We start from the raw sequence: 23,847 nt of genomic DNA, 5'->3' as shown, positions 1-23,847 counted from the left end.
GGCGGCGGCGGTGCTGAGCGTGCTGACCGGGCGCGATGCGCAGGATACCGTCGGCATCGGGGCCAACCTGCCGGTGTCGCAGCTGGCGCATAAGGCGGAGGTGGTGCGTCGGGCCATTGCCGTCAATCAGCCGCGGGCTGAGGATGGCCTCGAGGTGCTGGCAAAGGTTGGCGGTTTCGATCTGGTTGGCATGACCGGCGTGATGCTGGGGGCCGCCTCCTGCGGGCTGCCGGTGGTGCTGGACGGATTCCTCTCCTACGCATCGGCGCTGGCGGCCTGCCGCATTGCGCCAGCCGTTCATCCCTATCTGATCCCCTCCCATCTGTCGGCGGAAAAGGGGGCGCGCATTGCGCTTGAGCATCTGCAGCTTGAGCCGTATCTGGATATGGGGATGCGTCTGGGCGAGGGGAGCGGCGCGGCGCTGGCGATGCACCTGGTGGAGGCCGCCTGTACGGTGTTTAACGAGATGGGAACCCTGGCGGAGAGCAATATCGTCCTGCCGGAGAGTCGCTAAACCGCAAAGCAGGGCGCCGTCACGCGCCCTGCTGTCATCCGGGCTAGAGCGCTTTTTGCCACACGCTCTGCGGCAGCAGATAGACCTCGGCCTCGGCCTGCATGCCGTCGGTCACGATATGGTGGATACCGCTGGTCATCACCGCCAGGGTCACGTCGAAGGCGTTCAGGCTATCGCCAAAACCGGCGGTGAGGTTGAGCATCGAACCGTTGGCCATCAGGTAAAGGGTTTTAGCGCCCATTTGATAGGCGTTGATATACGGCATCACCTCTTCATGGCTGAACTGGCGCAGGTAGCCGCAGTCAATCTCTTCCGCAACGTGGCCAACGTTAAGGATAAATACGCCGTCTTTCGCTTTATCCAGCGCGCTGCTGTTAACCACTTTTTTAGCGCCGGTTGCCGTAGCCACAACGTCAGCTGAAGCTATGGCGTCCTGCAGTTCGACGATATGCCAGCCGTCGTAAGCCGCCTGCAGGCGACGGGCGGGGTCGATTTCGGCGACCATCACCTGGCCTCCGAAGGCCTTCGCGGCGGCGGCAACGCCCTGGCCCACCAGGCCATAGCCGATCACCAGCACTTTTTTCTCATGCAGCGTGAGGTGGGTGGTCTGGAAGAAGGTGTGCCATGCGGTCAGGCCGACCATGTGGCGGTTATGCAGGCCCTCTTTAACCGGCAGATCGTCCCAGTTAAAAATCGGATAGCCCGGGCGAATATCGCCCAGCCGGCTGACGCCTGAACCGGTCGCTTCCAGCCCGGCCACGATGTTGCCAAATTCGCCGCGCTGGTGGAGCAGGGTGGTAATATCGGCCCCCATTTCACACAGATGCGTCGGCCCCCAGGCGATGGCCTTTTCCCACGACTGCTGCCAGTCGGCATCGCTCATATCGCGCCAGGCGCTGGCTTCTGCGCCGCGCGCTACAAGCCAGCTGACGACGTCGTCCTGCACGGTGGTTGGGTTGCAGGTTGTTAAAAAGACCTGCGCGCCCTTTTCCAGGATGCCCTGCACCAGCGGGATCATTTTCATATCCAGATGCATACAGCAGGCCAGTCGTACCTGGCTCAGGTCGGGAAGCGCGGCCACCTGGCGCAGGGTGCGCGGCATGTTCTGGCTGGCCCATGCCACTTCTTTCTCTAAATTAATATTATTATTCAACGTATTATGCCTTCAATCCGTAGAGTGGGGGAAATTCCGAACGGGGATGATTCTAGCGCAGTACGCTGAAATCACATAGCCAGGGTCAATGGCTGGCCGCCGGACAGGGCGAGGGCGAATAGGCATGATAAATGCGTGGTTGTTAAAATATGGTTAAAAAAAATAAAATATAAGTAATTTATATGACGTGAGCGAGCAGTGAAATGTTAAGCGTTTTACCTTCCGCGCTGTTTTCGCGGATCCGCATTTTTATCGGTCGCCTGAAGCCGCACGCGCTGCCGGTTGCCAGAAAGCATATTCTCCTCGGCTCCATCGGCGCAGGCACGGGACTGGCGGTCACCAGTATGTTCAGCCACTGGCTGCTGGGCGAAGTCAACCTGTGGTTTATCGCCCCGATGGGCGCTTCGGCGGTGCTGCTGTTTGGCGTGCCCAGCAGTCCGCTGGCGCAGCCGTGGTCGATTGTCGGCGGTAACGTGCTGTCGGCGCTGATTGGCGTGACCGTGGGCGCGCTGGTGCCCAACCTTGCGCTGGCCTGCGGGCTGGCGGCCGGGCTGGCGATTGCGGGCATGTATTTCCTGCGCTGCCTGCATCCGCCGGGCGGCGCCGTGGCCCTGACGGCCATCCTCGGCGGCGCCGGCGTACACAGCGAAGGCTATCACTTCGTACTGACGCCGGTACTGCTGAACTCCGCCATGCTGGCCCTGCTGGCGATCGTATTTAATAACCTCGTTGGGCGCCGCTATCCGCACCCGCTGGCGGCGGAAGAGGTGAAAAGCAAGGTCGTTCCGCTGGGGCTGTCGGTGACCCGCGAGGACATCCACGCCGCGCTGCTCGATGGCCAGTTCCTCGATATTGATGAAGATGACGTCCAGGAGCTGCTGGAAAATATTGAACAAAAGGCGCGCAGGCGCATGGCCGCTGCGCCGAGGGCGTAACGCCGCCGTCGGCGAGGGCCGGCGGTGAGCGGCTAAAGCTCGCCGGTCAGATACTGCGCCACGCCGCGGCCAAAACTCCAGTCGCCTTTTTGGTTGCTCACCACCGAAACCATGAGATCGTCGGGGCTCAGCCCGCAGTGTTCCTGCAGTTCGGCGAGCAGCGTCGCGTAGAACAGCTGTTTTTGCTCTTCGCTGCGCGGGCTGGTGAACACCCTCACTACCACCAGCCGGTGGCTTCGCGACAGGCCTAAACCGGTATCCTCAATCACCATATGGTGAGGCTTGTTTTCATGAACAATCTGGTAGCGATCGCGTTCCGGTACCTTGAAGGCATGCAGTACGGCGCGGTGGGCGGCATCGAGCAGCGTTTTTATTTCATCTTCACTGCGACCTTCGATCAGGTCAAATGTCAGGAGCGGCATAGCAGGTCATCCTTATTGTCTTATGTACGATGAGTGGGCAAAACCGATGCTATCCAATGTGACGACGGGCAAAAACCGCTATATTTGAATTCATTGTTTTTACAGGTGAACAATCGAGATGAGCGATCCGCGCCCCGACGTTTTCTGGACCCATTTGTACTGGCTTACGGTGCTGGAAGAGCAGAAGAGCTATACCCGCGCGGCGGAAAGGCTGGCGGTCAGTAAATCGGCAGTCAGCCAGAAAATCAGCGAGCTGGAAAGGGTCACCGGCAAGACGCTGGTCCACCGGACCACCCGCTGCGTGACGCTCAGCGAAGACGGGCTCAGGCTGGTGGCTGAGCTGAACGCCCCCTTCGGCCAGCTGCGCGATATCTTTAACGGCACTCGTGATGAGGCGGGGCCGCTGCGCGGTACGCTGCGGGTGACGGCCCCGGTTGCCTTTTCGCGCCAGCAGCTGGTCCCGGCGATGACGCCGTTTCTGCATCAGCATCCGCAGCTTGAGCTGCAGCTGGAGGTTACCGACCGGCTGGTATCCCTTGCCAGCGAAGGATTTGACCTCGCGATCCGTCACTGCCGACGCGAGGCGTTGCCGGATACCCACGTCGCGTGGACGCTGTGCCAAACCAGCACGCTGATTGTTGCCTCCCCGGCGTATATCCGCCGCTTTGGTGCCCCGGAATCTCCCGATGCGCTTCGCCATCACCAGTGTCTGACCTACCCGCGCGGTTCGCAAAGCCCGCAGTGGACGTTTGAATCTGACGACGATCGCGCCGGGCGCGTGAGCGTCCCGGTGCGCGGCCCCTTTGCCACTAATAACAGCGAATCGCTTCGCGATGCGGTGCTGTCGGGGCTTGGAATTGCGCTATTGCCCGATTTTAGCGCCCGGGAGGCGATAGCGCGCGCAGAGGTGCAGGCGCTGCTGCCCGGCTGGCGGCCGGTGGACGTGTTTGCCGGGAGTCTGTACGTCATCCGCCCCTACGCGCCGCGCGTATCGCGGGCGGTAGAGACCTTCAGCCGCTATCTGAAAAGTACCTTCAGCTAAGATTTTGCAGCTCGGTCGCCAGCGCCTGGCGGAAGCGGGAAAGCAGATCTTTTTCACCGGCCAGGTGCTGGGCGAGGGTGATGGTTTTATCCGCGTGGTAAATCCGCCCGCTGCCCAGCTGGGATTCAAAATCATTGGCCGCCTGATGCGCGGCGATCGGATCGGCATCGATCAGGATCACCGCATGCGCGAGCACCACATGACCGCGGCCCTCCGCCATCGGCCGCCAGTACTGCGCGGTCCCGGCAATTTTACGCGCCTGCTCCCCCTGACCGCAGGCGAGGTTATAGCGTCCGTCGCAAAACGAGCCGCTTACCGCCTGGAAGTGGGCATCGACGCCAAAGGTCGCCAGCGCGCGCTGCAGCAGACCGCAGAGCATCAGATAGATAGGTTCAGCGGCCTCGCCCAGCGGCTGATAGACCGGCCAGGCAAGGCTGAGATTGACAATCCCCGGCCCCTGCGGCACGAGGCCGCCGCCGGAGCGGCGCAGCCACACCGGCCAGCCGCGCGCGGCAAAACGTTCGCTAACGGCGGTGAGCTGGCTAAATTTTCGGTAGCTGCCGGGAACGACGAATCCTTGCGGAGCCTGCCACAGCTGGGCCAGCGCTTCGCCGCCGCGGGCCCGCTCGAACAGCGGCAGCTCGGCAAGCGTCGGGTCAGCGTGGTACTGCAGCGGCAGCCGTTGATGAATGAAGCGCTGCGGCCAGCAGGCCGCTCTGTTGTGCTGGTTCATGGGGTCTCCTTAGGGACGACGGGCTCCCGCCGTCCCTGGCGCTGTCAGGCGTGCTGAGGCTTTTTCATCAACATGGCCGTGATGGCCGAGAGCAGGCAGCCGGCGGTCAGATAGATGGCGACGCTGTGCCAGGAGCCTGCGGAGAAGGTGACCAGCGCGGCGGCGATGAAGGGGGTAAAGCCGCCTCCGACGACGCTGGCGACCTGGTAACCCACGCCGGCGCCGCTGTAGCGGTAGCCGGCGCCGAACATTTCGGTGAACATCGGCTGCTGCACGCAAACCACCATATCATGGGCGATATTGGCCAGCATCAGTGCGAAGAACAGGATCCAAAAATAGGACTGGCTTTCGAGGGCCATAAAGAACGGGAAGCCGCTCAGGGTGCCGATCAGCGCGCCGGTAATATAGATGCGCCGACGGCCAAAGCGATCCGCCAGCCAGGCGAAGCACGGAATGGTCAGGCAGCTGATCCCGCCGACGAGCAGGCCGATGTTGAGGAACAGCTCCCGCGGCAGGCCGAGGTTTTGCGTGGAGTAGTTGAGAGCGAAGGCGGTAACGATATACATCGTCAGCAGTTCGCACAGGCGTAGCGCGATGATCAGCAAAAAGGCGCCGGGATGGCGGAATAATGCTTCGACGACCGGCAGGCGCTTTTTCGCCGCGGTGGGCATATTTTTCTGCTGCTGATGCTCAAACTCAGCCGATTCGCTCATGCCGTTGCGGATCCACAGCGCCGCCAGCACCAGCACCACGCTGAAGAGGAAGGGGAGACGCCAGCCCCAGCTCAAAAACTGTTCGTCGCTGGTATTGGCGCTGATGAGCGACACCAGGCCGGTTGCGAGCAGCAGGCCGACGCCATAGCCAATCTGGACGCCGCTGCTGTAGAAGGCTTTTTTATGCTTTGGCGCGCTTTCTACGGCGAGCAGCGCCGCGCCGCCCCATTCGCCGCCCACGGCAAAGCCCTGGATCGCGCGCAGAAGCACCAGCAGCACCGGCGCCCACCAGCCGATTTGATTGAACGAGGGCAGCAGGCCAATGCAGGCGGTGGCGATCCCCATCATCCAGACGGTCATCATCAGCATCCGCTTGCGCCCGAGGCGGTCGCCAAAATGGCCGAAGATAATGCCGCCCAGGGGACGAAAAAGAAAGCCGACGCCAAAAGTGGCAAAGGCCGCCAGGGTGCCCATTGCCGGGCCTATCTGCGGGAAAAACTCCTTGTTAAACACCAGGGCGGCGGTGATGCCGTAAAGTAAAAAGTCGTACCAGTCGACTACGGCACCGGCGAAGCTGCCCCACGCCGCTCTTCGCGCGCGATGAAGTGAGTGGGTTTCTCCGGCGGAGCGGGGGGATGTAAGCGTTGAGTCCATACCTGTCCTGTCAATCTGTGCTGTTGCTACGTTATCGTTATTGGAATGAGACGCACTCTTAACGGCGTCATCAAAGAGACTACCGCGCCGCCGGGCGAGAGAAAAGATTTTTACCCATCGTCATGCATTAACGGCAAAAAATGTGCATTCTACGGCCTGCCGTCAGCGGGCGATCGGAAGGTTCTGAAATTATGGATTCTTTTTTAATTGAACAGCTCACAACCTTCCGATGACATCTTTTAAGAATTGCTGTAAATGGTTTACAATTAACAAATCTCCAATCCTGGAAATGGTGAGTTAAATGCGTTTATTTTTCGCAGTTTTATTTTGTTTCATAGTTTTACCAAATGCATTTGCAGAAAAACTGCCCGCGCCTGAGGGCAAGCCCGTTTTAACCATTTCCGGCCTTATTGGAAATACAAATGAAGGCGATACCGCGGTGTTTGACCGCGCGGCATTAGAGAAGCTGGGCATGCAGACCGTCGAAACCACCACCCCGTGGTACTCCGGGAAAATCCGTTTCGACGGCGTTTCCCTTAGCAAGCTCATGGACTTAGTCGCGGCAAAGGGTAAGTCGGCGCGGGTTATCGCCCTCAATGACTATACGACGGTCGTGCCGATTGATGATTTCCATAAATTCCCCGTTATTTTGGCTTTAAAAATGAACGGTGAATATATGCGCGTCCGCGACAAGGGCCCGCTGTTTATTGTTTATCCTTACGACAGCAGTCCTGATTTACAAAATCAAATCTATTATTCCCGCTCGGCGTGGCAGGTTTCGAAAATTATTATCGAGTAATAGCCTGTCCCGCCAGGCGTAATTATTGCAAAGGGTTTGGACACCGGCAGGGCTCAGGAACCAAGGCGTACGCCGGGGTTTAGGGCTCGGCCCAGGAGCAAACTGATAAATAAAACGGCCTAATGGGATAGGCTCTAAGGGTTTGATCTTGAATCGAATACTCACTGCCATTATTTTGTCGCTTTTCGTTATCACCGGGTACATTACCTATCTGGTGCATGAGCGACAGAGCGAGCTGCAAAAGTTGACCCGCTACACCGATTCGTGGTCAATCGCGCAGATAGTCTCTGAGTATATGCGGCTGGAAGCGCATCTGGGCTCCTATGCCCTGGGCGTTGAAGGGGTCGATCGGGATGATGTCCGGCTGCGTCTGGAGATCATGATGGGTCAGATCAAACCGCTAGAGCAGGGGGAGCCGAGCGAGTTTATTCGGAAGGATGCGGGGCGCCGGGCGACGATTGAGAGCCTGATCGCGATTCTGTATCAGCTTGATAAGCAGCTGGATACCATCACCCCGCAGCAGACAAAGCCGATTTTGCAGCGCATGGGCGAGCTCGATGGCCCGATGACCGGGCTGGCGTCAATGTCGCTGGCGCAGGATATTAATATCGTTAACCTGACCCACGATAAAATACAGAACCTCTATTTTATCTATTCGATCATTTCCATTCTGCTGATCACCATGTGTATTTCTTTAGGGCTGTTAATGCTGCGGCAAAATAACAACCTGCGCCGCGCTCACGTCCGCATGAAGCTGCTGGCGAACGATCTGCAGGCGTCAAAAGAGAAGCTCCAGGTGCAAAACCGGCGTTTGCAATACGACGCGTATCATGACTCCTTGACCGGGATGCCGAACCGCCTCTCCTTCTGGCAAAAGCTACAGGAGATCGTCAATCAGGTTAGGCCCTACAACGGCTCGGCGGTGGTGATGCTGTTCGATCTGGATAATTTTAAGGATGTTAACGATACCCTGGGCCACGATTCCGGGGACAAGCTGCTGCAGGATCTTGCCAGCCGGCTCTCCTTTTTCCGCAGAACCTCCGAAACCCTGTACCGCCTCGGGGGAGATGAGTTTGCGCTGGTCTCCTGCGATTTAAGCGAAGAGCAGGCCCTGGCGCGGGCGACGGTGATCCGCGAAAAGATTAGCCAGCCGTATCAGGTTTACGATTCGCTGATCAATATTGATGCCTGCATCGGGATTGTTATCTCTGACCGGGAAACCCGCACCGATTATTTATATAAATGCGCCGATCTGGCGCTTTATGAGGCGAAAAAAGAGGGTTCAGGCACCGTCCAGATCTTCCGCCCGGGGATGCTCCAGCGCCTGCAGGAGAATAAGTCCTTTGAGGACGACCTGCTGCAGGCGCTCGATAACGGTGAATTCCGCGTTTACTACCAGCCGATTGCCGATACGATGAGCGGCGAGATTTATGGCTATGAGGCGCTGGTGCGCTGGTTCCATCCGGTGCGCGGCATGGTGCCGCCGACAATATTTATTCCCGTCGCCGAAAAGATTGGCATGATTAACCCGCTCGGGGAGTGGGTGCTCAAAACTGCCTGTGAGGAAGCGGCGAGCTGGTCATCGCCGCTGAAAGTGTCGGTTAACGTATCCCCCGTTCAGCTGATCAACAGCTCGTTGACCGATACCGTTATCTCGGTGCTGAAGCACACGGGGCTGGATCCGCACCGCCTTGACCTGGAAATTACGGAATCAGATGTGTTTAATGAAAACACGCGATCTTTAGAAATCCTCAGCCAGCTGCGCGAGCTGGGGATCCAGATTTCTATTGATGATTTCGGTACCGGATATTCCTCATTATCACGACTCAGTTATTTCCCGTTTGATAAGATTAAAATCGATCGCTCATTTGTTATTAATATTCCCGCGCAGAAAGATGACCTGGATATTGTCCGACTGATTATCAGCATGGGTAAAAGCTTGCATATGCGCATCGTAGCGGAAGGCGTCGAAACGGATGAGCAGTTAAAATCTCTCCAGCAATTAGGCTGCGACCTGGTGCAGGGCTACCTGATTGGTAAACCGGGGCCGCTGAATACCGCCAGTAATAAATAGCTCAGGATGCTTTCTTTACTGCGGGTCGGTTAATGCCGAACCGTCTTACCTTATATTCAATAAAGATAATCCTTGTTGGGTATAAATAGGGGTAGGGTGAAATTTCTTAAAAAATAATACCCTCAGTGATTAAAAGGGGTATATCATATGCAATATATTTCCCCGTTCCCGACCGTGCTCAATGGTGCGGAAAGAGAGGCCGAATCATGCAGCGTATCGTTATTCCTACCCATTACGTGCATACCCGCACAACCCCGCTATGGACCAAAGAAACGGCACCGGCATCAATCTGGCAGCGACATCTTGATGCCGGCACGCGGCAGGGCGTTTACCCTCGTCTGGCGGTCATGCAGGGTGCTATACGCTATTATGGTTATACGGATGAAACCGCTCCTGAGCCTGTCGAAACGATGACGATAGAGGCCGGCCAGTTCGGCGTCTTTCCGGCGGAAAAATGGCACCGTATTGAAGCGTTGACGGAAGATACCGTTTTTAACGTGGATTTCTATGTCGACCCTAAAATTCTGATAGAGGGATAAAGCTGAACGTATGAACAGTGAAAATAAAGGCTATTCATTAGCGGTTGCTAACGGCAACAATGATGAAAAACAAGCAAAAGTCTATCTGAAACCGATGGCGCTTTATGTTCCCGATATTGCGGTGCAGGCGGTAGCAGAACTTATTGGTTCACTGTCGGTGGATAATGAACAGGGCAAAGGCTTTGTTCTGTCGGTGACCAATAATAATAACGGCATATCGGTAGATAAAGAATTTGCTACCCTCGTCGAATTACAGGATCCGCTCATTGCCGCCGATGCGGTGAAGGACCTGGTTAATATCGTCCGCGGCTATGAATCGGACGAAGAGACCAACGTCTGCGGCTGGTAGCCTCGGCCCCGATAAATCAGGCAGACCTCCCCGGCATCTGCCATTCCCCATGCCGCCTCTAGCCCTCGCTGTTTTCCAGCGCCAGCTGACGCTGCACCGCAAGCAGAGTTCGCCGACGGATCCAGCCGCTTGCCGGGCGGATAACTCCCCAGTAGCAGGCGAAGCGTCGTTTTACCTGCGGGGTAGGGCAGTGCACGAAGGTCTCGGTGACCAGCCGATGCTCGCCGTCGGCCGTGACGACCCGAAAGCACAGGATGAGCTTCGCGGCATCAGCCTCGTTAAAGCGGGCGAACGCTTCGGCGTCGGCGAGGCGATGAACCGCCATCGTGGGCCGCCAGAACTGGCCGGTAAGTCCGAGAACCAGCTCCCGGCTGGTTTGATGCCGCGGGGTGAATGTGGCAAAGCCAAAATCATTGACGTCAACGGTGTGGGGGGAGGGATGCTGCGTAAAGCGTTGATAGCATCTGCCGGGTAATTTACGCAGTTTTAGCAGCGCGTTAATAATCGGGTCCGCCGTCATGTCCAGGTTCTGTACCGCCTGAATTATCGTATCGGGCTCAGCCGCAATAGGCGCGGATTGATGATGCTCATAAAAGCTAAAGTTGGCTAACCAGCGCGGAGGATCGGGCCAGTGCAGGTATGTCCGCGAAGTGACGTAGCCCAAAAAAATCATGATAACCTCCATTTAGTGCATGAGCGGCAACGACAGCCAGCAGACCACATCGTCAGCGACATGGTTTAGCATAATACGCCGGCGCGTGCGACTGCCAGCAATGAGGAGGAGCTTAAAGACAGGCGTTATGACGGGATGGAATTAGCTCCGGTCATGCCCGTACGGGGCTGAATTATCCCAGGAAATGGGGATGAGGTCGTCACTCAGGAGTTGATTAATGGAGGAGATCAACGCAGTAGATACAAAAAGCAGATACAAAAAAGCCCTGACCGTTGCAGCCAGGGCTTTTAAGGAACTACTGATTTAAGATTTAACATTCATGGACTTAATATGGGTACTACTTATGATACTGCTTTAAATGTACACGTTTATCACAGATAATATTGGGTGCTGGTACTAACTAAACCTCCCTCTATTTTCTCGTTACTTTACCCCACCATTTTTATTACCTTCAAAAATGGCACTTTAAACAAGTACATCCCCTCGCGACATATACTCTTTGATGCGTGGCCTGACTTCCGTTGCGATCGCTTAACTTAACTAACGTATCTAACTCTATCGCAAGAAATAACTTTAAAAACATGGCCTTACATCGTCGCGCTACTTCCCCAGATTTGCGATTAACTACCCTAACTACGTGGCCTTAAAACATTACCGATGTAAAAAAACGCTTTTTAACATCCGTAATCCCATACAACAAAATACGTGGCCTTTATCGCAAATTACTTTTGTGACCTTACTAACACTTTCAACTTATAACAGCGAACTACCACTTCACCGCTGTTAAATCCTAATTTACCCATTTTGAAAGTAGTGTCAATACTGTTTTTAAAGACATGCTTTTATTTACAGCGAATATAGAAACAGGTGTCCAGGTTGTGTCTGAAAAGCCTCTTATATTTGGTCAGATGAAAATGACGCTAGGGTATTTCCTGGTTCGAGCTTTATCCGCTACGCCGGAAATGGAAGCACAGCGACTGCCACATACGCGTGTCAGTTTGCGGGTTGGCCTGAGCTGCGGGCAACTGCGCCAGCTTGTGCATGTATTGCGGGACTGGGGGAAAAGTGCGGCCGCAGCGCGGGCTGAAAATGCATTGCAGAAGGTGCAGCCACATGCCAGGTAAACCGTGCCGGGCTGCGTAATGAGTGCCTGTTCACGCTGACTGCGGCTTTCAGAAGAAAACCGCTGTTACATTACCGCCGAACTAATGAATATTTAAAAATCATATTCCAGGGCAAGACGGTTCTGCCAGAAATTTTTGTCCGACGTTGAGGTGGTTTGCACACCTGCAAAATCCGTGATGCTCAACCCTTTGAGTACGCCATCGAAACTGTAGGTACCGTACACCAGATATTCAGACTGATTGCTGCTGGATGCGCCGGCGCTGGCGGTCAAATCCATAAAGGAATAGCGGCTGCCCAAAGAGATATTGTCGGTAGCGGTCCAGTTCAGATCGGTTGAGTAAGCATTGCCGCTGCCGAGATCCTGAGTGCTGGTGAAGAACGGTTGCGCAAAATATGGGCCGGAGGAGGTATTGTGTGCGTAGGGCGTCACCAGCGCGCCGTTACCGTAGGCATTACCGTTGGCGGCGATGTGGTCGTAGTTCAGGGACCATTTCACTGCAGGGGTGAAATTCATAACGAACTGTGCGCCGTAGCTGGTGCTGTTAACTTCGCCAGCCAGCGCTTTGCCTTCGCTCAGGCCACGAATAAACTGAACACCGATTTTTGGCTGAGACGGTGTATCAGACCAGGACAGGAAGCTGTCGGCGTACACTATTTTGGTGTAGTTGTTGTAATTCTCGTACCAAAGCTGAGCGTTAAGCTTTTTATTATCCAGCTTAACGGCACGCCCGCCGCCAACGCCCCACATGCCGTTGGTGGTGCCCTCGGCATCAGTATAAGCGGTGGTGTTGAGGAACCGATCGTCGCCCCACGGTTTGTATCGGGTGATTTTGGTGGCGTGCAGGAAGTTGTCGCTGTCGCCGTAATGAGTGTCAACACCGCGGAATAGAATCGGTGTGATACGCCAGTCATAGTCGCCGATAAACGGAATATTGATGCGCTGGTCACCGGCTGTAATGCGGAAGTCCTGATAGCGGTAGCTCAGATAAGCTTCGCCCACGCCGGTCTCGTTAGGGCCGAGTTCGGCGATCAGATGGTCGTCGTTATGCGAAATACCGCGCTGGAGAATACCGCTGACGCCAAGGCTAAGGCCGTAGTATTCCGCTGTCGCATACTTTACGCTGCCGCCGTAACTGACGGTGTCCTGAGAGTAGCCTGGTGAAAAATACGCATTGTGGGTGGAGTAATACAGGGTGCGCAGGCTGCCGGTGACCGAGCCGCAGGTGAACATTTCGCTCAGGGAATCAGCCATGCCTGCCGCGCAGCCGGATGCGGCAGGCGTGGCCGCCAGCGTATGGCCCATGAACAACGCCTGAGAAACGACGATTGCGCCCAACTTTAGCGTAAAGTTGAATTTATTACTTTTCATTAATATCTTCCTGTCAAAAACATATAATGTCTTCAGCCGGCAGAGAGGACGGCCAATAATTTTTTTTATCGGGTCATATGCAAACGGTTATTATCCCGGTTTTTTATAAATGGGGAGGGTAATAGTTATTTTTATCTGTCAGGCAATAAAAGAGGATCATTATCTAAAATCAATGTGTTGCGGACTTCCCAGCCTCTGAGCTTACCAGGGTTAAGTAACCCATTGGGATCAAGGTGTTTTTTAACAGAAACAACCTCGGGTTTAATTTCTCCTTGTTTACCATCTTCAATTTGATAAACATGGGGGTTGTTTATTTTTACATCATTATCACGGAAAGTAACCATTATTTCGTTCAGCCGTTCTTCAGTAGAATAACGTACTAATTGCAATCCGCTGGCGGTTATATTTCCATCGCTGTCACGCAGAAATTCGATATGCGAAATAACCTCGTCGCCGAATAAAGCCGCCATATCGATAATCTGCTGGTGATAATTCGTATAATTAAACGCCGTCTGCACATAAGTGAGAGAGCTGTCAATTTTAAGGGCGTGCAGCGTCGTGTGGTTCCAGCAATATTCCATCAGTGATGCATTGGCTTCGCGCGCCTCATCGGCGGTCTGACGCACGGCGCTGTACCCGCGGTATTTTTCCAACAGGCCGGCACAGAATCCCTCACTTTCCTGCGCAATAACGCTGATGACGGCATGCTGATTTGCCTGATAGCGCCCGTTCAGGTGGCTGAAATAACTCGGGATCGGCGCGGCGAGCAGTGCCAACTGGCGTTTTACCAGCCCCGGAGAACGGGCAAAGGCGTTGGCATAATCCAGCGCGTCGGTGAAATCATCAAACACGTCCAGCCGTTCTATCCACCGGTGAAGCGGCGCCAGTGCCAGCTCAACCTCAAGAATGATTCCATTGCTGCCGTAGGCATGATGCAACAGTAGCGCCTGCGGGGCAGGAATCTGCAGAATGCGCGGCTCAGCCTCCATCGTCATCACTTTTACGCTAAGCACATTACCTGGCGCGCCTAGCGGTCCGTAGTTGATTGAGCCAATGCCGCCAAAGCCGCCGCCGTAAAGGCCACCCAGGCTGGCAAGCCGATAAGTTGACGGCATGCAGCGTAGCTCCCAGCCCGCAGGACGCGTGAATGCCTCGATCTCGGCCAGCCGAATACCCGCCTGAGCACGAACCACGCCGTCACCCAGTTCGCATATCTGATTGAGTCCGGTCATATCGACCAACATCCCGCCCTCCAGAGGCACCAGCTGACCATAGTTACCGGTCGCGCCGCCCCGCAAAATCAGCGGCAGCTGGTGTTGAACGCAGGCTTTAACCAGTAAAATCAGCTCTTCTTCGTTACGTGGCCTGACCACGGCATCGGCCTGTTTGTCTTCGAGCTGTTGTTTCAGCACCGGACTGAACCAGTGAAAATCGCGTGAAAGGCGTTTGACCTTTGTCGCCTGCAAAGTCCAGTCTAGATCGGGCAGCGCCTGCTGTATCAGGGCAAGCGCATGTTTACGTTGTTCACTGTCCATCTTCTTCCCGCCTAATAGTGAGTGAGGTTAATGAGATTGCACGGCTTCGCTTTCATGCCAGGCGCTCAGAACGCGCCTCGAAATCCATGACATCACGCCAAACAGCGCGATGCCGGTGAGTGAAATTAACAGCAGGGCTGCAAACATCAGCGGGATGTCCAGCTGGTATCCTGCCTGCAAAATCTGGTAGGCCAGACCGGTGTTATTGCCGCCAGCGCCTGCAACAAATTCGGCAACGACGGCACCGATCAGCGACAGGCCGCTGGAAATCCGCAGCGCACCAAAAAAATAAGGCAGGGCGGAAGGAATGCGTAAACGGATCAGTATCTGCAAACGGCTGGCGTGGTTGAGCCGGAAATAGCTCAGCAGGCCCGGCGATACGCTGCGCAGCCCCTGCGTGGTATTGGAAATAATCGGAAATACCGCCATCAGCGTCGAACACACCACCAGCGACAACGTGGTGTCTTTGACCCAAATAATAATCAGCGGTGCGATGGCCACAATCGGTGTCACCTGCAGGAACACGATGTAGGGAAACAGTGCGGTTTCAACAAACCGGTTTTGCACCAGCACAAATGCCACCGCTGCGCCGATGATGATCGAGAGTAAAAACGAGATCAGGGTGATTTTCAGCGTAAACAGCAGCGACATCGTTAGCGAACCCAGATTGGTCCACAGGCTTTGCAGCATCACCATCGGCGAGGGCACCAGAAACTGAGGAATTTTGAAATAGCTCACCCAGCCCTGCCACAGCAAAATCACGATGACCGCTACGACAGTCGGGTAAAGCACTTTGCGAAACGTGGGGTTGTTGATCCACGGAGAGGATTTTTGAGTGTGCATACCTTTACTCCATACCCGATTGGCTGGCTTGCAGCAGGCTGTCCTGCAATTGCTTCGCATAACGTGAAAAAGCCGGACTGACGCGGAAATCTTCGCTGCGCGGGAACGGTTCGGAGATGGCGATATCTTCCACCACCCGGCCTGGCCGCGCGGCCATCATTATCACCCGTTGCGACAAAAACACGGCCTCGAGGATCGAGTGGGTGACGAATACCACCGTCAGCCCCTGTTCACGCCACAGGCGCAGCAGGTCGCTGTCGAGCTTATTACGGGTTATTTCATCGAGTGCGCCAAAGGGTTCATCCATCAGCAGCAGTTTCGGGCGCGTCACCAGCCCGCGGGCAATCGATACGCGCATCTGCATGCCGCCCGAGAGTTCGCGCGGCAATACGTTGGCAAATTTCCCCAGGCCCACCAGCTCCAGTGCTTCACTGACGCGGGTGTTGGCTTCGGCACGAGGCACGCCCGCCAGATCCAGCGGTAAACGTACGTTGTTCTGCACGTTGCTCCACGGCATCAGCGTGGCCTCCTGAAATACAAAAGAGAGCGGCACCTGCACTTTTTCACGGCTATCGCGCCGCCACAGCACCAGCTTGCCGTCACTGGGTTCAACCAGGCCGGCGACCATCTTTAATAGCGTGCTTTTGCCACAGCCCGACGGGCCGAGCAACGTCACGAATTCTCCCTGATTAATCGTGAGATTGACTGGCAAAAGCGCGCGCGTGCCGTTGCTGTAAATTTTCTCCGCCGACAGCACCTCAATAGCCGGTACCGGCGAGGGGATGGCTGAGCGAACTTCGCTCATCATGGTCAGTTTAGGAGCTGAATTCATGGCATGACCTTCGCGTTTTTGATCATATCGAGGGTATAGGTCTGCTCAAACGGCACTTTATCCGCGTCAATCAGCTTGTTTTTCACCAACATGTCCCAGGTCTTTTTCAGCCGGGGTTCCGTGATGATGCCGATACCGCCGGTTTGCGCATCGCCGCCGGTGACAAGCTCATACTTCTTCATCTGCGCGATACCAAAGGCAATCTGGTCGGCGCCCATGCGCGGGTTATCCCTGGCGATCAGCGCGTTGCCTGCGGTCGGATCCTGCAAATATTCTTTCCAGCCCTGCATAGAGGCTTTTACGAAGGCGGCGACTGCTGCCGGGCGTTTTTTAACCGTATCGGCCATACAGATAATTGAGTTGCCGTAAGGCGGATAACCCCAGTCGCTGAGCATGTAGACGTAGAAAGGCTTGCCACCTTTTTCGACCGAGAACGGTTCGGACGTGACATAACCCTGCTGCACCAGATTATTGTCTGCCAGGAAAGGCTGTACGCTGAAGGTGTAAGGGCGAATCTTCGCGGCGGACAGCCCCAGCTCGCTCTTCGCCCACGGCCAGAAGGAGGTGTAAGCCTCCGTGGCCAGCAGGAAAGTTTTATCTTTCAGCTCCTGCGCTTTATCCACCTTGTCATGGCTGATGAAGACGGTAGGTGAATGCTGGAACACGGTCGCCACCGTGACCGCATGAACGCCTGCCTGCCAGGTTTCCAGCGCCTGGCCGTTGTCGCCAAGCGTACAGTCAGCCTGCCCGGCGGCCATCAGCTGCATGACGTTCACCTGCGGGCCACCCATCTTGATGCTGACATCCAGCCCCGCCGCTTTATACAAACCTTTGGCCTGCGCGTCGTAAAAACCCCCGTGCTCCGCCTGAGCGTACCAGTTAGTGATGAATGTGAATTTCTCTTCCGCCATGCTGGAGGTGGAAACCCCGGCCAGCAGCAGGGCAAGTAGGGTATAAGAAGGTGTACGCCATATTTTCATCGCAAGAGTTCCTTTATTTAGAGACAAAAGAAGACGGAGGAGGAGTCAAAGTGGTTTGCACAAAACCGTTCCAGTGGTGTTTCCCCCAGGTAGGCTCGCTGCGTACTTTCCATTCCATGTGATGGATTTCGGTAATCGCCTGTGCCCAGCTTGCCGCCAGCGAATCGAGGATCGCGTGCCCCTGTTCGGCGGTGGCGCCGGTCGGGTCGCCAATGACGCCACTCGGGCCAAAATCATAAGAAGCCCACGCCGCAGCCGGGCGACCTGACGACAGCGTCGGGCAAGGGAATTCAGGAGGATAGTTGGCGACCGCGTGTTCGATGTGGACGCATTCAGGGGCCAGCGCCAGCATCACCGCCGTTTCGCTGTGACCTGCGTGCATCGCCATCTTCTGCTCCTGCGCGCTCAGAAACTCGTTTTCAACGTTGGGCACGCGGAACACGTCGTGAGGGATCATAATCATGTCGCCGTGGCGCAGGCGCATTTCCCGTGATGCCATTTGCAGCACCTGCGGTTGCCCGCCATGACCGTTGATCATCAGCAATTTACGGAATCCGGCGCGGTACAGAGATTCGGCAATTTCTAAAATCGTTTGCAGCAGCGTTTCGCCGGTTAAGGTCAGCGTGCCGGGGAAATTCAGATGCTCATCCGATTTGCCGTAGGTTACCGGCGGAATGGCGTAGGCCGGGATCGCCTTCGGCAGCCGTGTCAGCGCATAACCCGCTACCCCCGAGGAAATCACGCTATCAACCGAACACGGCAGATGCGGGCCGTGCTGTTCGATTGCGCCGGTTGGCAATACGATCACGGTATTGGCTTTGTCTGGCAGGGCTGCAATCGCCGTCCAGCTCAGGAAGGGGAGAAAACGCTCTGCGGGAATGTAACCGTTAATCATGCTGTGCCTCGCGGTCGGACATTATTGGTTAGGCGGGATTGCGGTAACCAGGCCGTAGCTTCAACTTCAATCAGCACCTCGGCGCTGGGCAGCATTTCACTGACCTGCACAACGGTAGAAACCGGTGGCAGATCGGGGTAAAAAAGTTTTCTGACCCGGCTGTAGTAAGGAAAGTGATCGAGATTGCGGAAGTACTGCACTAGCTTGATCACATCACTCATTTGCCCTCCGGCTTCTTCAATCGTGTGGCGGATACTTTCGAGCACGTACCAGCTTTGTGCCAGAACCGGCCCCTGTTTGGCATCGGTTGAGAATTCGCCGGTTTCGCCCAGCAACAGACGGGCCTGGGTGGGGATATCCTGAAAACCCCGCACGATCGTCGCGCTCTGAGGATTGACGGGAATTATGCCGGAGAGAAAGACAAAATCACCGGCACGACGCCAGGCGGCATAGTTGGCGAGCGGTTTGCCCGCTCCGGCTTCAAGACTCATGGGGTAACTCCTGATTCCACATGCGCTGGTGGGTCAACCTGCCGTGGTGGATAACCAGGCGGGCCGCGCTGTTTAAAGGCCAGGTCAGACTGTCGCTGCCTGGAAAGAGGATCAAACTGGCCTCGGTGCCAACAGCCAGCGGACGATTTGCGGCGACGTCTCCGGTCAGTGCCGCCACATCACAGATAAGACGCGATTGCTGGTCAAAGACGTTTTCCAACTGAAGAGCGAACAGGGCGCAGCTCAGCGTATCCAGAGGGTCGTAGCTGCCTGCCGGGCAAAAAGCATCCTGCACGTTGTCGCAGCCCAGCAGCACCGGAATGCCCGCCGTCTGCGCTTCTTTCAACAGCGTGATGCCACGCTGGCGCGGCGTACGGTTTGTCACGGCATCCTGCAACAGCAGGTTGGTCATCGGCATCGCAATCAGCGTGACGCGCTGTGCCGCCAGTAAACTCAGCACCTCCTGCGCCTGTTGCCCACTGCCGGAGGCTAGCGCGCAGCCGTGGCTGCAGCTGATGTGGCCGCTAAATTCATTCTCCGACAAATAACGCGCCAGCCAGGTCAGGCCGTGCGCCACGTCAGAAAGCTCTTCGTCAATGTGCAGGTCCAGATTCAGTTGCCAGCGGGAGGCGCTGCGCAGCAGATGGGTCATCGCCGCCGGATTCCAATTTGAGGAGTGGATAAAGCCCCCCAGCAGGCAGTCTTTGCCGCTTTGCGCCACCGCGCGCGCGATGCGGTCAGCGGCCTCTGCGTCGGCAAAAAAACTCAGCGGGGCCAGAGCGACGCGTTCCAGGGTCACGCCCGGCTGCCTGATATTAGCCAGCTCGAACCAGGCCACGGGGGGGATGATGTTGAACCAGTCAATGTGGGTGCGCAAATGCGTTACGCCGTTGGCGGCAGCCCACGTGAGCCCTTGTTTTGCGCGCCGATGAAGGTCTGCCGCCGTCCAGTGCTGGCGGTCCTGATGCATTGTTTCAATGGCGGCCAGCAGACCCGGTTTGGGCGGGCGGCTGCGGCCAATGGTGAAGGTTTTATCGAGATGTGCGTGAGGTTCAATCAGCCCCGGAAGCGCCAGTGCGCCGTGAACGTCCCACAGGTTATCCTGTTGCGGCTGGCTGGGCATCAGTGACGTAATTTTCCCTGCGTCAAAGCGCAAATCGGCCGTCATCGGTTCCCCCGCCTGCTCGGGCCAGTCGCCGGGAAGTAGCCACGCGGGGAGGCGCACGTTAGCAATGCCATTAAGCGGTGATGTGGGGATTGAGATACTCATCTTGAGACTCCGCGTTGGCATTACAGGTCAAGGACCAGTACGGGGCTTTTGGATCGCGAACAACACAAGGTCATTTGTGTGTTCGTGGCTTTCTCTTCGTCAGTCAGCACGCAGTCCCGGTGGTCAGGGATCCCGTCGATCACGTCGGTGATGCAGGAGCCGCAAATACCCTGTTCGCACGACAGCATAATATCGACCCTGGCGCTTAATAAAACTTCGGCGATGGTTTGGTTCGGGCTGACTAAATAACGTTTTCCGGTAGAATTAAGCTGAATATGGAATTCCTGCCCGGCGGTGTCATTATTCATATTCGCGTTGCTAAAACGCTCGAACGATAAATTTCCGGCTGGCCAGCGGTGTTCCTGCATAATGTCCTGCAAGCGCTGAATAAATCCGTCCGGGCCGCAGGCCATCACACGGGTATTCCGATCGGCCTGACGCAGGCTTGGGGGCGTTTTGTCGCGCAGGGAATCATTTGCGGCGCTGCAATGCAAAAAAACATGACCGGCCAGCGCGGGCGTATTCAGGCGTGATGTAAACGCCGTTTGTGTCGCGTCAGAAATGTAGTAATGCAGTTCAAATTCAATCTGTTGTTCAGCTATATGTTCCGCCATGGTCAGCAACGGGGTGATGCCGATACCCCCGGCAAACAGCAAATATCGTCCCGCACCGGGCAACGGGAAATGGTTACGCGGTGCCGAGATGGTCAGGTTATCGCCAGGGCGGAAATTATGGTGAATAAAGTGCGAACCGCCGGCGGAGTTTTCCGCCAGTTTTACGCAAATTTCATAATATTCCCGGCTGCTTTTTTCGGTACAAATAGAATATTGCCGGGCTCCGATTTCAGGAATAAAAACATCAATGTGCGCGCCAGGGGAGTAAGCCGGCAATAATCCCGCCTGCTGCGCAACAAGCTGCAATGAAATATTCCCTTCACCATTTATATCGACCGTTTTTATTGTGACAGGAATTACTCCGGCGTCTTTCATTGTCATTTACCGTATTTACTTTGATAAGCCATTCATTAAAGGGAAAGTTCAACCCGTTCGCCGCGCAATCCGCCGCCATAGTAATAAGGGGCGAAAATTTTGCTTTTAAAGCGATGAAACGATTGTTCCCGTTGCAATGAAAGCTACGTTATTGTTATAAAACTGTTGCGTCCAGCGCTTTGATTCGCACGTCCCGTTGCATAAAAGAGAGCACTACACAATGTTCGCATTCTCCCGGTTTTTGCTGTACTTCACTGAGGTTGCCCGCCAGGGCTCGTTTCGCAAGGCCTCCGAAACCCTGCATGTCGCCGCTTCGTCAATTGACCGGCAGATACTGCGGGTTGAAAACGAGCTGGCGATGCCCCTGTTTGAACGACATCCCACCGGGCTGAGGCTGACGGCTGCTGGTGAGCTTTTGTTACATGCCGCCAACAACTGGAAAAAAGATTTTTTCCGCGTTTGCGAACAGCTTGACGACCTGCGGGGGCTGCGCAGAGGGCATGTGAGGATCGCCACCATCGACGCTATCAACCGGCATTTTTTCTCGGCGATGCTCAGAAAGGTACATCTCGACTACCCGAACATTTCATTCACCCTGACAACGATGAACAACGTTGATATTCAGCAGGCGCTGATGTCGGGCGATGCGGACTTCGGGCTTATGCTGAACCCGCAAAGCTCCAAAGAGCTGCAGGTGCGGGCCTTTGCCGAAATCGATCTCGGCGTCGTGGTGCCGAAAGGGCATCCGCTTGGGGGCAAAAGCGGTGTCCGTTTTAATCAGTGCATGGAATATCCGTTCATCCTGCCTTCTGCGCCGCTGATGCTTGCCGAGCCAGTTCAGGCGCTGATGAATATCAACGGAGGCATGATTAATGAGGTCGCAGTTTCAAATAACATTCATATGATCCGCTCCCTGATTAAAGAGAAAATTGGCATCGGTATTCTGTGCTGGCTCGATATCATGGATGAGGTACAAAACGACGAACTGCAGTTTATTCCGCTGACCGATCCGCAATTAAAAACCTTCACGCTGTCGCTGTGCGTGGCTCCGGCAAGACAGCTTTCCCTGGCGGCGTCGATGATGCTTAAACAGCTGGAGATGCTCTTTAGCCAGATTCAAACGCCCGGCCAGGGCCAACATTAATGTGCACTAATTTGGTGCTATACGCTCCGCGATGAATCAAAAGTTGCAGGGTGAAGAAACCAGATCCCCTGACAAGGCGCACAGACAGTGCACCGGCGGAGTTGGCATCTTTTTTGTATAGCTAAAAATGAGTAGAAGCGGTCAGTGCAGATAACTGCGCGGGACATTGCTCAGCAACTATTTCGCGGTTCACTTTGAGCCGGTTAGGGGGCTGAGCTGCGTCTGCTCGCCCTCCCTCCGGCGATGATTAGGAGAGGAGTAATGAAGTTAATATCCCGCATTCCCCTGTCTTGCTGCGTGCTGAGCGCGCTGGTTCCTGGCCTGTTTGCACTGCCGGCTCACGCTGATGAGAAACTCGTATTGCTGACGTCCTGGTATGCTCAGGCGGAGCAGGGCGGGTATTATCAGGCGCTGGCGACAGGCATTTACAAACGCTACGGGCTGGATGTCAGCATTCAGTCCGGCGGCCCTCAGATCAATGGCATGCAGCTGCTGTTGTCAAAACGCGCCGATGCGATCATCGGCTACGACCTCCAACTGCTCGAGTCAGTACAGCGGGGTTTTCAGGCCAAAGCCATCGCGGCTCCGTTCCAGTTCGACCCGCAGGGTCTGCTGACGCACGCTTCCGTCACTTCCCTCGACGGTTTGAAGGACAAAACCATTCTGGTCTCCAGCTCAGGGCAATCGACCTGGTGGCCGTGGCTTAAAGCGCGCTACCAGCTCAGCGACTCCCAGGTTCGTCCCTATACCTTTAACATCCAGCCCTTTGTTGCTGACGATAATGTTGCGCAGCAAGCCTATGTCAGCTCAGAGGTTTTTCAGGCGCAGAAGGCCGGGGTGAAATCTAATTTCTTCCTCTTCTCGGAACACGGATATCCCCCTTATGGCGGGATTTTGATCACCCGTCCGGATCTTATCAGCAGCCGTAAAGAAACGATGGCGAAATTCGTACGTGCGTCAATGGAAGGTTGGGTCAGCTATCTGCAGGATCCGTCGTCAGGTAACGCGCTAATTAAAAAGGATAACCCGAAAATGACCGATGATCTGCTGGCCTGGGGCGTTCAGCAAATCAAAGAGCATCACCTGATTGACGGTGGCGATGCGGCAACGCAGGGCTGGGGCACCATGACGCAAGCCCGCTGGCAGAAAACCCGTGATTTCATGGTCAACGCCAAACTGTTAAAGGCAGATACCGACTGGAAACAGGCTTATACCACTGAATTTGTTGAGCACATGCAGGTTAAACCTTGAGGAGCGTTGCAATGTCATCTCACTCATTGCTGATTAAAAACGCGCACGCGATCCTGACCGGGCTGCCGGGGGATGCGGCGCGCCACGCCGGGACAGATATTCGCGTCCGCGATGGCGCGATCGAGGCCATTGGCACCCTGATGGCATTGCCGGATGAGCGGTTGTTCGACGCACGTGACTGCGTGGTCTATCCGGCCTGGGTCAATACCCACCATCACCTGTTTCAGTCATTGCTTAAAGGAGAACCTCAGGGGCTGAATAAAAGCCTGACTGCGTGGTTAAGTGCCACGCCTTATCGTTTTCGTGCCACATTCGACGAGCCGACTTTTCGTCTGGCGGTGCGAATCGGGTTAACTGAGTTGCTGCGTTCGGGCTGCGCCACGGTGGCCGATCACAACTATCTCTACTGGCCGGATATGCCGTTTGACACCTCGGAGATCCTGTTCGATGAGGGAGAGGCGCTGGGGATGCGCATTGTGCTGTGCCGGGGGGGCGCTACGCAGGGGCGGGCGCTCGAACAGGA

Annotated in this window: 24 protein-coding genes and 1 pseudogene; 11 read left to right on the top strand and 14 right to left on the bottom strand. The window is 55.6% G+C overall.

Features of this window, described 5'->3' with window-relative positions; genetic code table 11:
- A partial coding sequence (locus tag PFH44_RS13350) for a nicotinate-nucleotide--dimethylbenzimidazole phosphoribosyltransferase (RefSeq protein ID WP_283825238.1) occupies nt 1-514 on the top strand: 514 nt, incomplete at its 5' end.
- Between the two features lie 43 nt (nt 515-557).
- Here the strand turns inward: PFH44_RS13350 and PFH44_RS13345 are convergent.
- A complete protein-coding gene (locus PFH44_RS13345; RefSeq protein WP_283825237.1) occupies nt 558-1,667 on the bottom strand; it encodes an adenosylhomocysteinase in 1,110 nt (369 codons plus the stop codon).
- Nucleotides 1,668-1,870: 203 nt separating this feature from the next.
- On the opposite strand from PFH44_RS13345, the gene PFH44_RS13340 reads away from it, so the two are divergent.
- On the top strand, nt 1,871-2,602 hold the full coding sequence (locus PFH44_RS13340) for an HPP family protein (protein ID WP_045859473.1): 732 nt from the start codon (nt 1,871-1,873) through the stop codon (nt 2,600-2,602).
- A 32-nt stretch (nt 2,603-2,634) separates the two neighbouring features.
- On the opposite strand, the gene PFH44_RS13335 is transcribed toward PFH44_RS13340, so the two are convergent.
- Nucleotides 2,635-3,024 (bottom strand): tautomerase family protein, encoded by a 390-nt coding sequence (locus PFH44_RS13335; RefSeq protein ID WP_045859471.1) that lies wholly within the window; start codon nt 3,022-3,024, stop codon nt 2,635-2,637.
- Nucleotides 3,025-3,142: 118 nt separating this feature from the next.
- On the opposite strand from PFH44_RS13335, the gene PFH44_RS13330 reads away from it, so the two are divergent.
- Nucleotides 3,143-4,066, top strand: a complete 924-nt coding sequence (locus PFH44_RS13330; protein ID WP_283825236.1) for a LysR family transcriptional regulator — start codon at nt 3,143-3,145, stop codon at nt 4,064-4,066.
- Here PFH44_RS13330 and PFH44_RS13325 read toward each other — a convergent pair.
- Nucleotides 4,059-4,799, bottom strand: coding sequence for a lipoyl protein ligase domain-containing protein (locus PFH44_RS13325; protein ID WP_045859467.1), 741 nt, complete (start codon nt 4,797-4,799; stop codon nt 4,059-4,061). The genes PFH44_RS13330 and PFH44_RS13325 overlap by 8 nt on opposite strands.
- A 44-nt stretch (nt 4,800-4,843) precedes the next feature.
- A complete protein-coding gene (shiA, locus tag PFH44_RS13320; protein ID WP_283825235.1) occupies nt 4,844-6,166 on the bottom strand; it encodes a shikimate transporter in 1,323 nt (440 codons plus the stop codon).
- 301 nt (nt 6,167-6,467) lie between these two features.
- Here shiA and PFH44_RS13315 point away from each other — a divergent pair, with 301 nt between their 5' ends.
- The 4 genes from PFH44_RS13315 to PFH44_RS13300 all read left to right on the top strand — a co-directional run bounded on the left by PFH44_RS13315 (nt 6,468) and on the right by PFH44_RS13300 (nt 9,927).
- Nucleotides 6,468-6,965, top strand: coding sequence for a putative pterin-binding protein (locus tag PFH44_RS13315; RefSeq protein ID WP_045859463.1), 498 nt, complete (start codon nt 6,468-6,470; stop codon nt 6,963-6,965).
- A gap of 148 nt (nt 6,966-7,113) precedes the next feature.
- Complete coding sequence (locus PFH44_RS13310) at nt 7,114-9,039, top strand: putative bifunctional diguanylate cyclase/phosphodiesterase (RefSeq protein WP_283825234.1); 1,926 nt, start codon at nt 7,114-7,116, stop codon at nt 9,037-9,039.
- A 206-nt stretch (nt 9,040-9,245) separates the two neighbouring features.
- Complete coding sequence (locus PFH44_RS13305) at nt 9,246-9,578, top strand: TehB family protein (RefSeq protein ID WP_041146340.1); 333 nt, start codon at nt 9,246-9,248, stop codon at nt 9,576-9,578.
- 10 nt (nt 9,579-9,588) lie between these two features.
- Nucleotides 9,589-9,927, top strand: coding sequence for a DUF1869 domain-containing protein (locus PFH44_RS13300; protein WP_045859459.1), 339 nt, complete (start codon nt 9,589-9,591; stop codon nt 9,925-9,927).
- A gap of 58 nt (nt 9,928-9,985) precedes the next feature.
- Here PFH44_RS13300 and PFH44_RS13295 read toward each other — a convergent pair whose 3' ends face one another.
- A complete protein-coding gene (locus PFH44_RS13295) occupies nt 9,986-10,600 on the bottom strand; it encodes a hypothetical protein (protein ID WP_283825233.1) in 615 nt (204 codons plus the stop codon).
- A 935-nt stretch (nt 10,601-11,535) separates the two neighbouring features.
- Here PFH44_RS13295 and PFH44_RS13290 point away from each other — a divergent pair.
- Nucleotides 11,536-11,724 (top strand): annotated as a pseudogene (locus PFH44_RS13290) (carboxymuconolactone decarboxylase family protein); the annotation flags it as partial.
- Nucleotides 11,725-11,816: 92 nt separating this feature from the next.
- Here the strand turns inward: PFH44_RS13290 and PFH44_RS13285 are convergent.
- The 9 genes from PFH44_RS13285 to PFH44_RS13245 form a co-directional block, all read right to left on the bottom strand.
- Complete coding sequence (locus PFH44_RS13285; protein WP_283825232.1) at nt 11,817-13,094, bottom strand: OprD family outer membrane porin; 1,278 nt, start codon at nt 13,092-13,094, stop codon at nt 11,817-11,819.
- 131 nt (nt 13,095-13,225) lie between these two features.
- Nucleotides 13,226-14,629, bottom strand: coding sequence for an FAD-binding oxidoreductase (locus PFH44_RS13280; RefSeq protein WP_283825231.1), 1,404 nt, complete (start codon nt 14,627-14,629; stop codon nt 13,226-13,228).
- Nucleotides 14,630-14,656: 27 nt separating this feature from the next.
- Complete coding sequence (locus PFH44_RS13275; RefSeq protein WP_045859451.1) at nt 14,657-15,472, bottom strand: ABC transporter permease; 816 nt, start codon at nt 15,470-15,472, stop codon at nt 14,657-14,659.
- A gap of 4 nt (nt 15,473-15,476) precedes the next feature.
- A complete protein-coding gene (locus PFH44_RS13270; RefSeq protein ID WP_283825230.1) occupies nt 15,477-16,304 on the bottom strand; it encodes an ABC transporter ATP-binding protein in 828 nt (275 codons plus the stop codon).
- Nucleotides 16,301-17,284, bottom strand: a complete 984-nt coding sequence (locus PFH44_RS13265) for an ABC transporter substrate-binding protein (RefSeq protein WP_045859448.1) — start codon at nt 17,282-17,284, stop codon at nt 16,301-16,303. The genes PFH44_RS13270 and PFH44_RS13265 overlap by 4 nt, the downstream gene beginning before the upstream one ends.
- Nucleotides 17,285-17,297: 13 nt before the next feature.
- Nucleotides 17,298-18,179: a creatininase family protein gene (locus PFH44_RS13260; RefSeq protein ID WP_283825229.1), complete on the bottom strand. Its 882-nt coding sequence runs from the start codon at nt 18,177-18,179 to the stop codon at nt 17,298-17,300.
- Entirely contained in the window at nt 18,176-18,670 is a 495-nt protein-coding gene (locus PFH44_RS13255) for a RidA family protein (RefSeq protein WP_045859445.1), read from the bottom strand. The genes PFH44_RS13260 and PFH44_RS13255 overlap by 4 nt, the downstream gene beginning before the upstream one ends.
- Nucleotides 18,660-19,940 (bottom strand): amidohydrolase family protein, encoded by a 1,281-nt coding sequence (locus tag PFH44_RS13250; RefSeq protein WP_283825228.1) that lies wholly within the window; start codon nt 19,938-19,940, stop codon nt 18,660-18,662. Before PFH44_RS13250 ends, PFH44_RS13255 begins: the two co-directional genes overlap by 11 nt.
- 20 nt (nt 19,941-19,960) lie before the next feature.
- A complete protein-coding gene (locus tag PFH44_RS13245) occupies nt 19,961-20,935 on the bottom strand; it encodes a PDR/VanB family oxidoreductase (protein WP_283825227.1) in 975 nt (324 codons plus the stop codon).
- Nucleotides 20,936-21,149: 214 nt separating this feature from the next.
- On the opposite strand from PFH44_RS13245, the gene PFH44_RS13240 reads away from it, so the two are divergent.
- From PFH44_RS13240 to PFH44_RS13230, 3 genes are all read left to right on the top strand, one after another.
- Nucleotides 21,150-22,073 (top strand): LysR family transcriptional regulator, encoded by a 924-nt coding sequence (locus tag PFH44_RS13240; RefSeq protein WP_045859439.1) that lies wholly within the window; start codon nt 21,150-21,152, stop codon nt 22,071-22,073.
- A 261-nt stretch (nt 22,074-22,334) separates the two neighbouring features.
- A complete protein-coding gene (locus PFH44_RS13235) occupies nt 22,335-23,324 on the top strand; it encodes an ABC transporter substrate-binding protein (RefSeq protein ID WP_045859438.1) in 990 nt (329 codons plus the stop codon).
- Between the two features lie 11 nt (nt 23,325-23,335).
- Nucleotides 23,336-23,847: amidohydrolase family protein (locus tag PFH44_RS13230; RefSeq protein ID WP_283825226.1), on the top strand; the 512-nt coding region annotated here is incomplete at its 3' end.

Origin of the sequence: Klebsiella sp. Ech2A (genome assembly GCF_030078455.1) — a bacterium.
Classification (GTDB): Bacteria; Pseudomonadota; Gammaproteobacteria; order Enterobacterales; family Enterobacteriaceae; genus Klebsiella; species Klebsiella terrigena.
Note: the sequence above shows the minus strand (reverse complement) of the source record. Positions and strands in the feature narration are given on the sequence as shown.

Coding starts and splice junctions, on each gene's coding strand:
- PFH44_RS13335 (WP_045859471.1), bottom strand. CDS start 3,024: ATGCCGCTCCTGACATTTGACCTGATCGAAGGTCGCAGTGAAGATGAA.
- PFH44_RS13330 (WP_283825236.1), top strand. CDS start 3,143: ATGAGCGATCCGCGCCCCGACGTTTTCTGGACCCATTTGTACTGGCTT.
- PFH44_RS13275 (WP_045859451.1), bottom strand. CDS start 15,472: ATGCACACTCAAAAATCCTCTCCGTGGATCAACAACCCCACGTTTCGC.
- PFH44_RS13285 (WP_283825232.1), bottom strand. CDS start 13,094: ATGAAAAGTAATAAATTCAACTTTACGCTAAAGTTGGGCGCAATCGTC.
- PFH44_RS13245 (WP_283825227.1), bottom strand. CDS start 20,935: ATGACAATGAAAGACGCCGGAGTAATTCCTGTCACAATAAAAACGGTC.
- PFH44_RS13305 (WP_041146340.1), top strand. CDS start 9,246: ATGCAGCGTATCGTTATTCCTACCCATTACGTGCATACCCGCACAACC.
- PFH44_RS13325 (WP_045859467.1), bottom strand. CDS start 4,799: ATGAACCAGCACAACAGAGCGGCCTGCTGGCCGCAGCGCTTCATTCAT.
- PFH44_RS13280 (WP_283825231.1), bottom strand. CDS start 14,629: ATGGACAGTGAACAACGTAAACATGCGCTTGCCCTGATACAGCAGGCG.
- PFH44_RS13300 (WP_045859459.1), top strand. CDS start 9,589: ATGAACAGTGAAAATAAAGGCTATTCATTAGCGGTTGCTAACGGCAAC.
- PFH44_RS13235 (WP_045859438.1), top strand. CDS start 22,335: ATGAAGTTAATATCCCGCATTCCCCTGTCTTGCTGCGTGCTGAGCGCG.
- PFH44_RS13340 (WP_045859473.1), top strand. CDS start 1,871: ATGTTAAGCGTTTTACCTTCCGCGCTGTTTTCGCGGATCCGCATTTTT.
- PFH44_RS13315 (WP_045859463.1), top strand. CDS start 6,468: ATGCGTTTATTTTTCGCAGTTTTATTTTGTTTCATAGTTTTACCAAAT.
- PFH44_RS13250 (WP_283825228.1), bottom strand. CDS start 19,940: ATGAGTATCTCAATCCCCACATCACCGCTTAATGGCATTGCTAACGTG.
- PFH44_RS13255 (WP_045859445.1), bottom strand. CDS start 18,670: ATGAGTCTTGAAGCCGGAGCGGGCAAACCGCTCGCCAACTATGCCGCC.
- PFH44_RS13270 (WP_283825230.1), bottom strand. CDS start 16,304: ATGAATTCAGCTCCTAAACTGACCATGATGAGCGAAGTTCGCTCAGCC.
- PFH44_RS13295 (WP_283825233.1), bottom strand. CDS start 10,600: ATGATTTTTTTGGGCTACGTCACTTCGCGGACATACCTGCACTGGCCC.
- PFH44_RS13265 (WP_045859448.1), bottom strand. CDS start 17,284: ATGAAAATATGGCGTACACCTTCTTATACCCTACTTGCCCTGCTGCTG.
- shiA (WP_283825235.1), bottom strand. CDS start 6,166: ATGGACTCAACGCTTACATCCCCCCGCTCCGCCGGAGAAACCCACTCA.
- PFH44_RS13260 (WP_283825229.1), bottom strand. CDS start 18,179: ATGATTAACGGTTACATTCCCGCAGAGCGTTTTCTCCCCTTCCTGAGC.
- PFH44_RS13240 (WP_045859439.1), top strand. CDS start 21,150: ATGTTCGCATTCTCCCGGTTTTTGCTGTACTTCACTGAGGTTGCCCGC.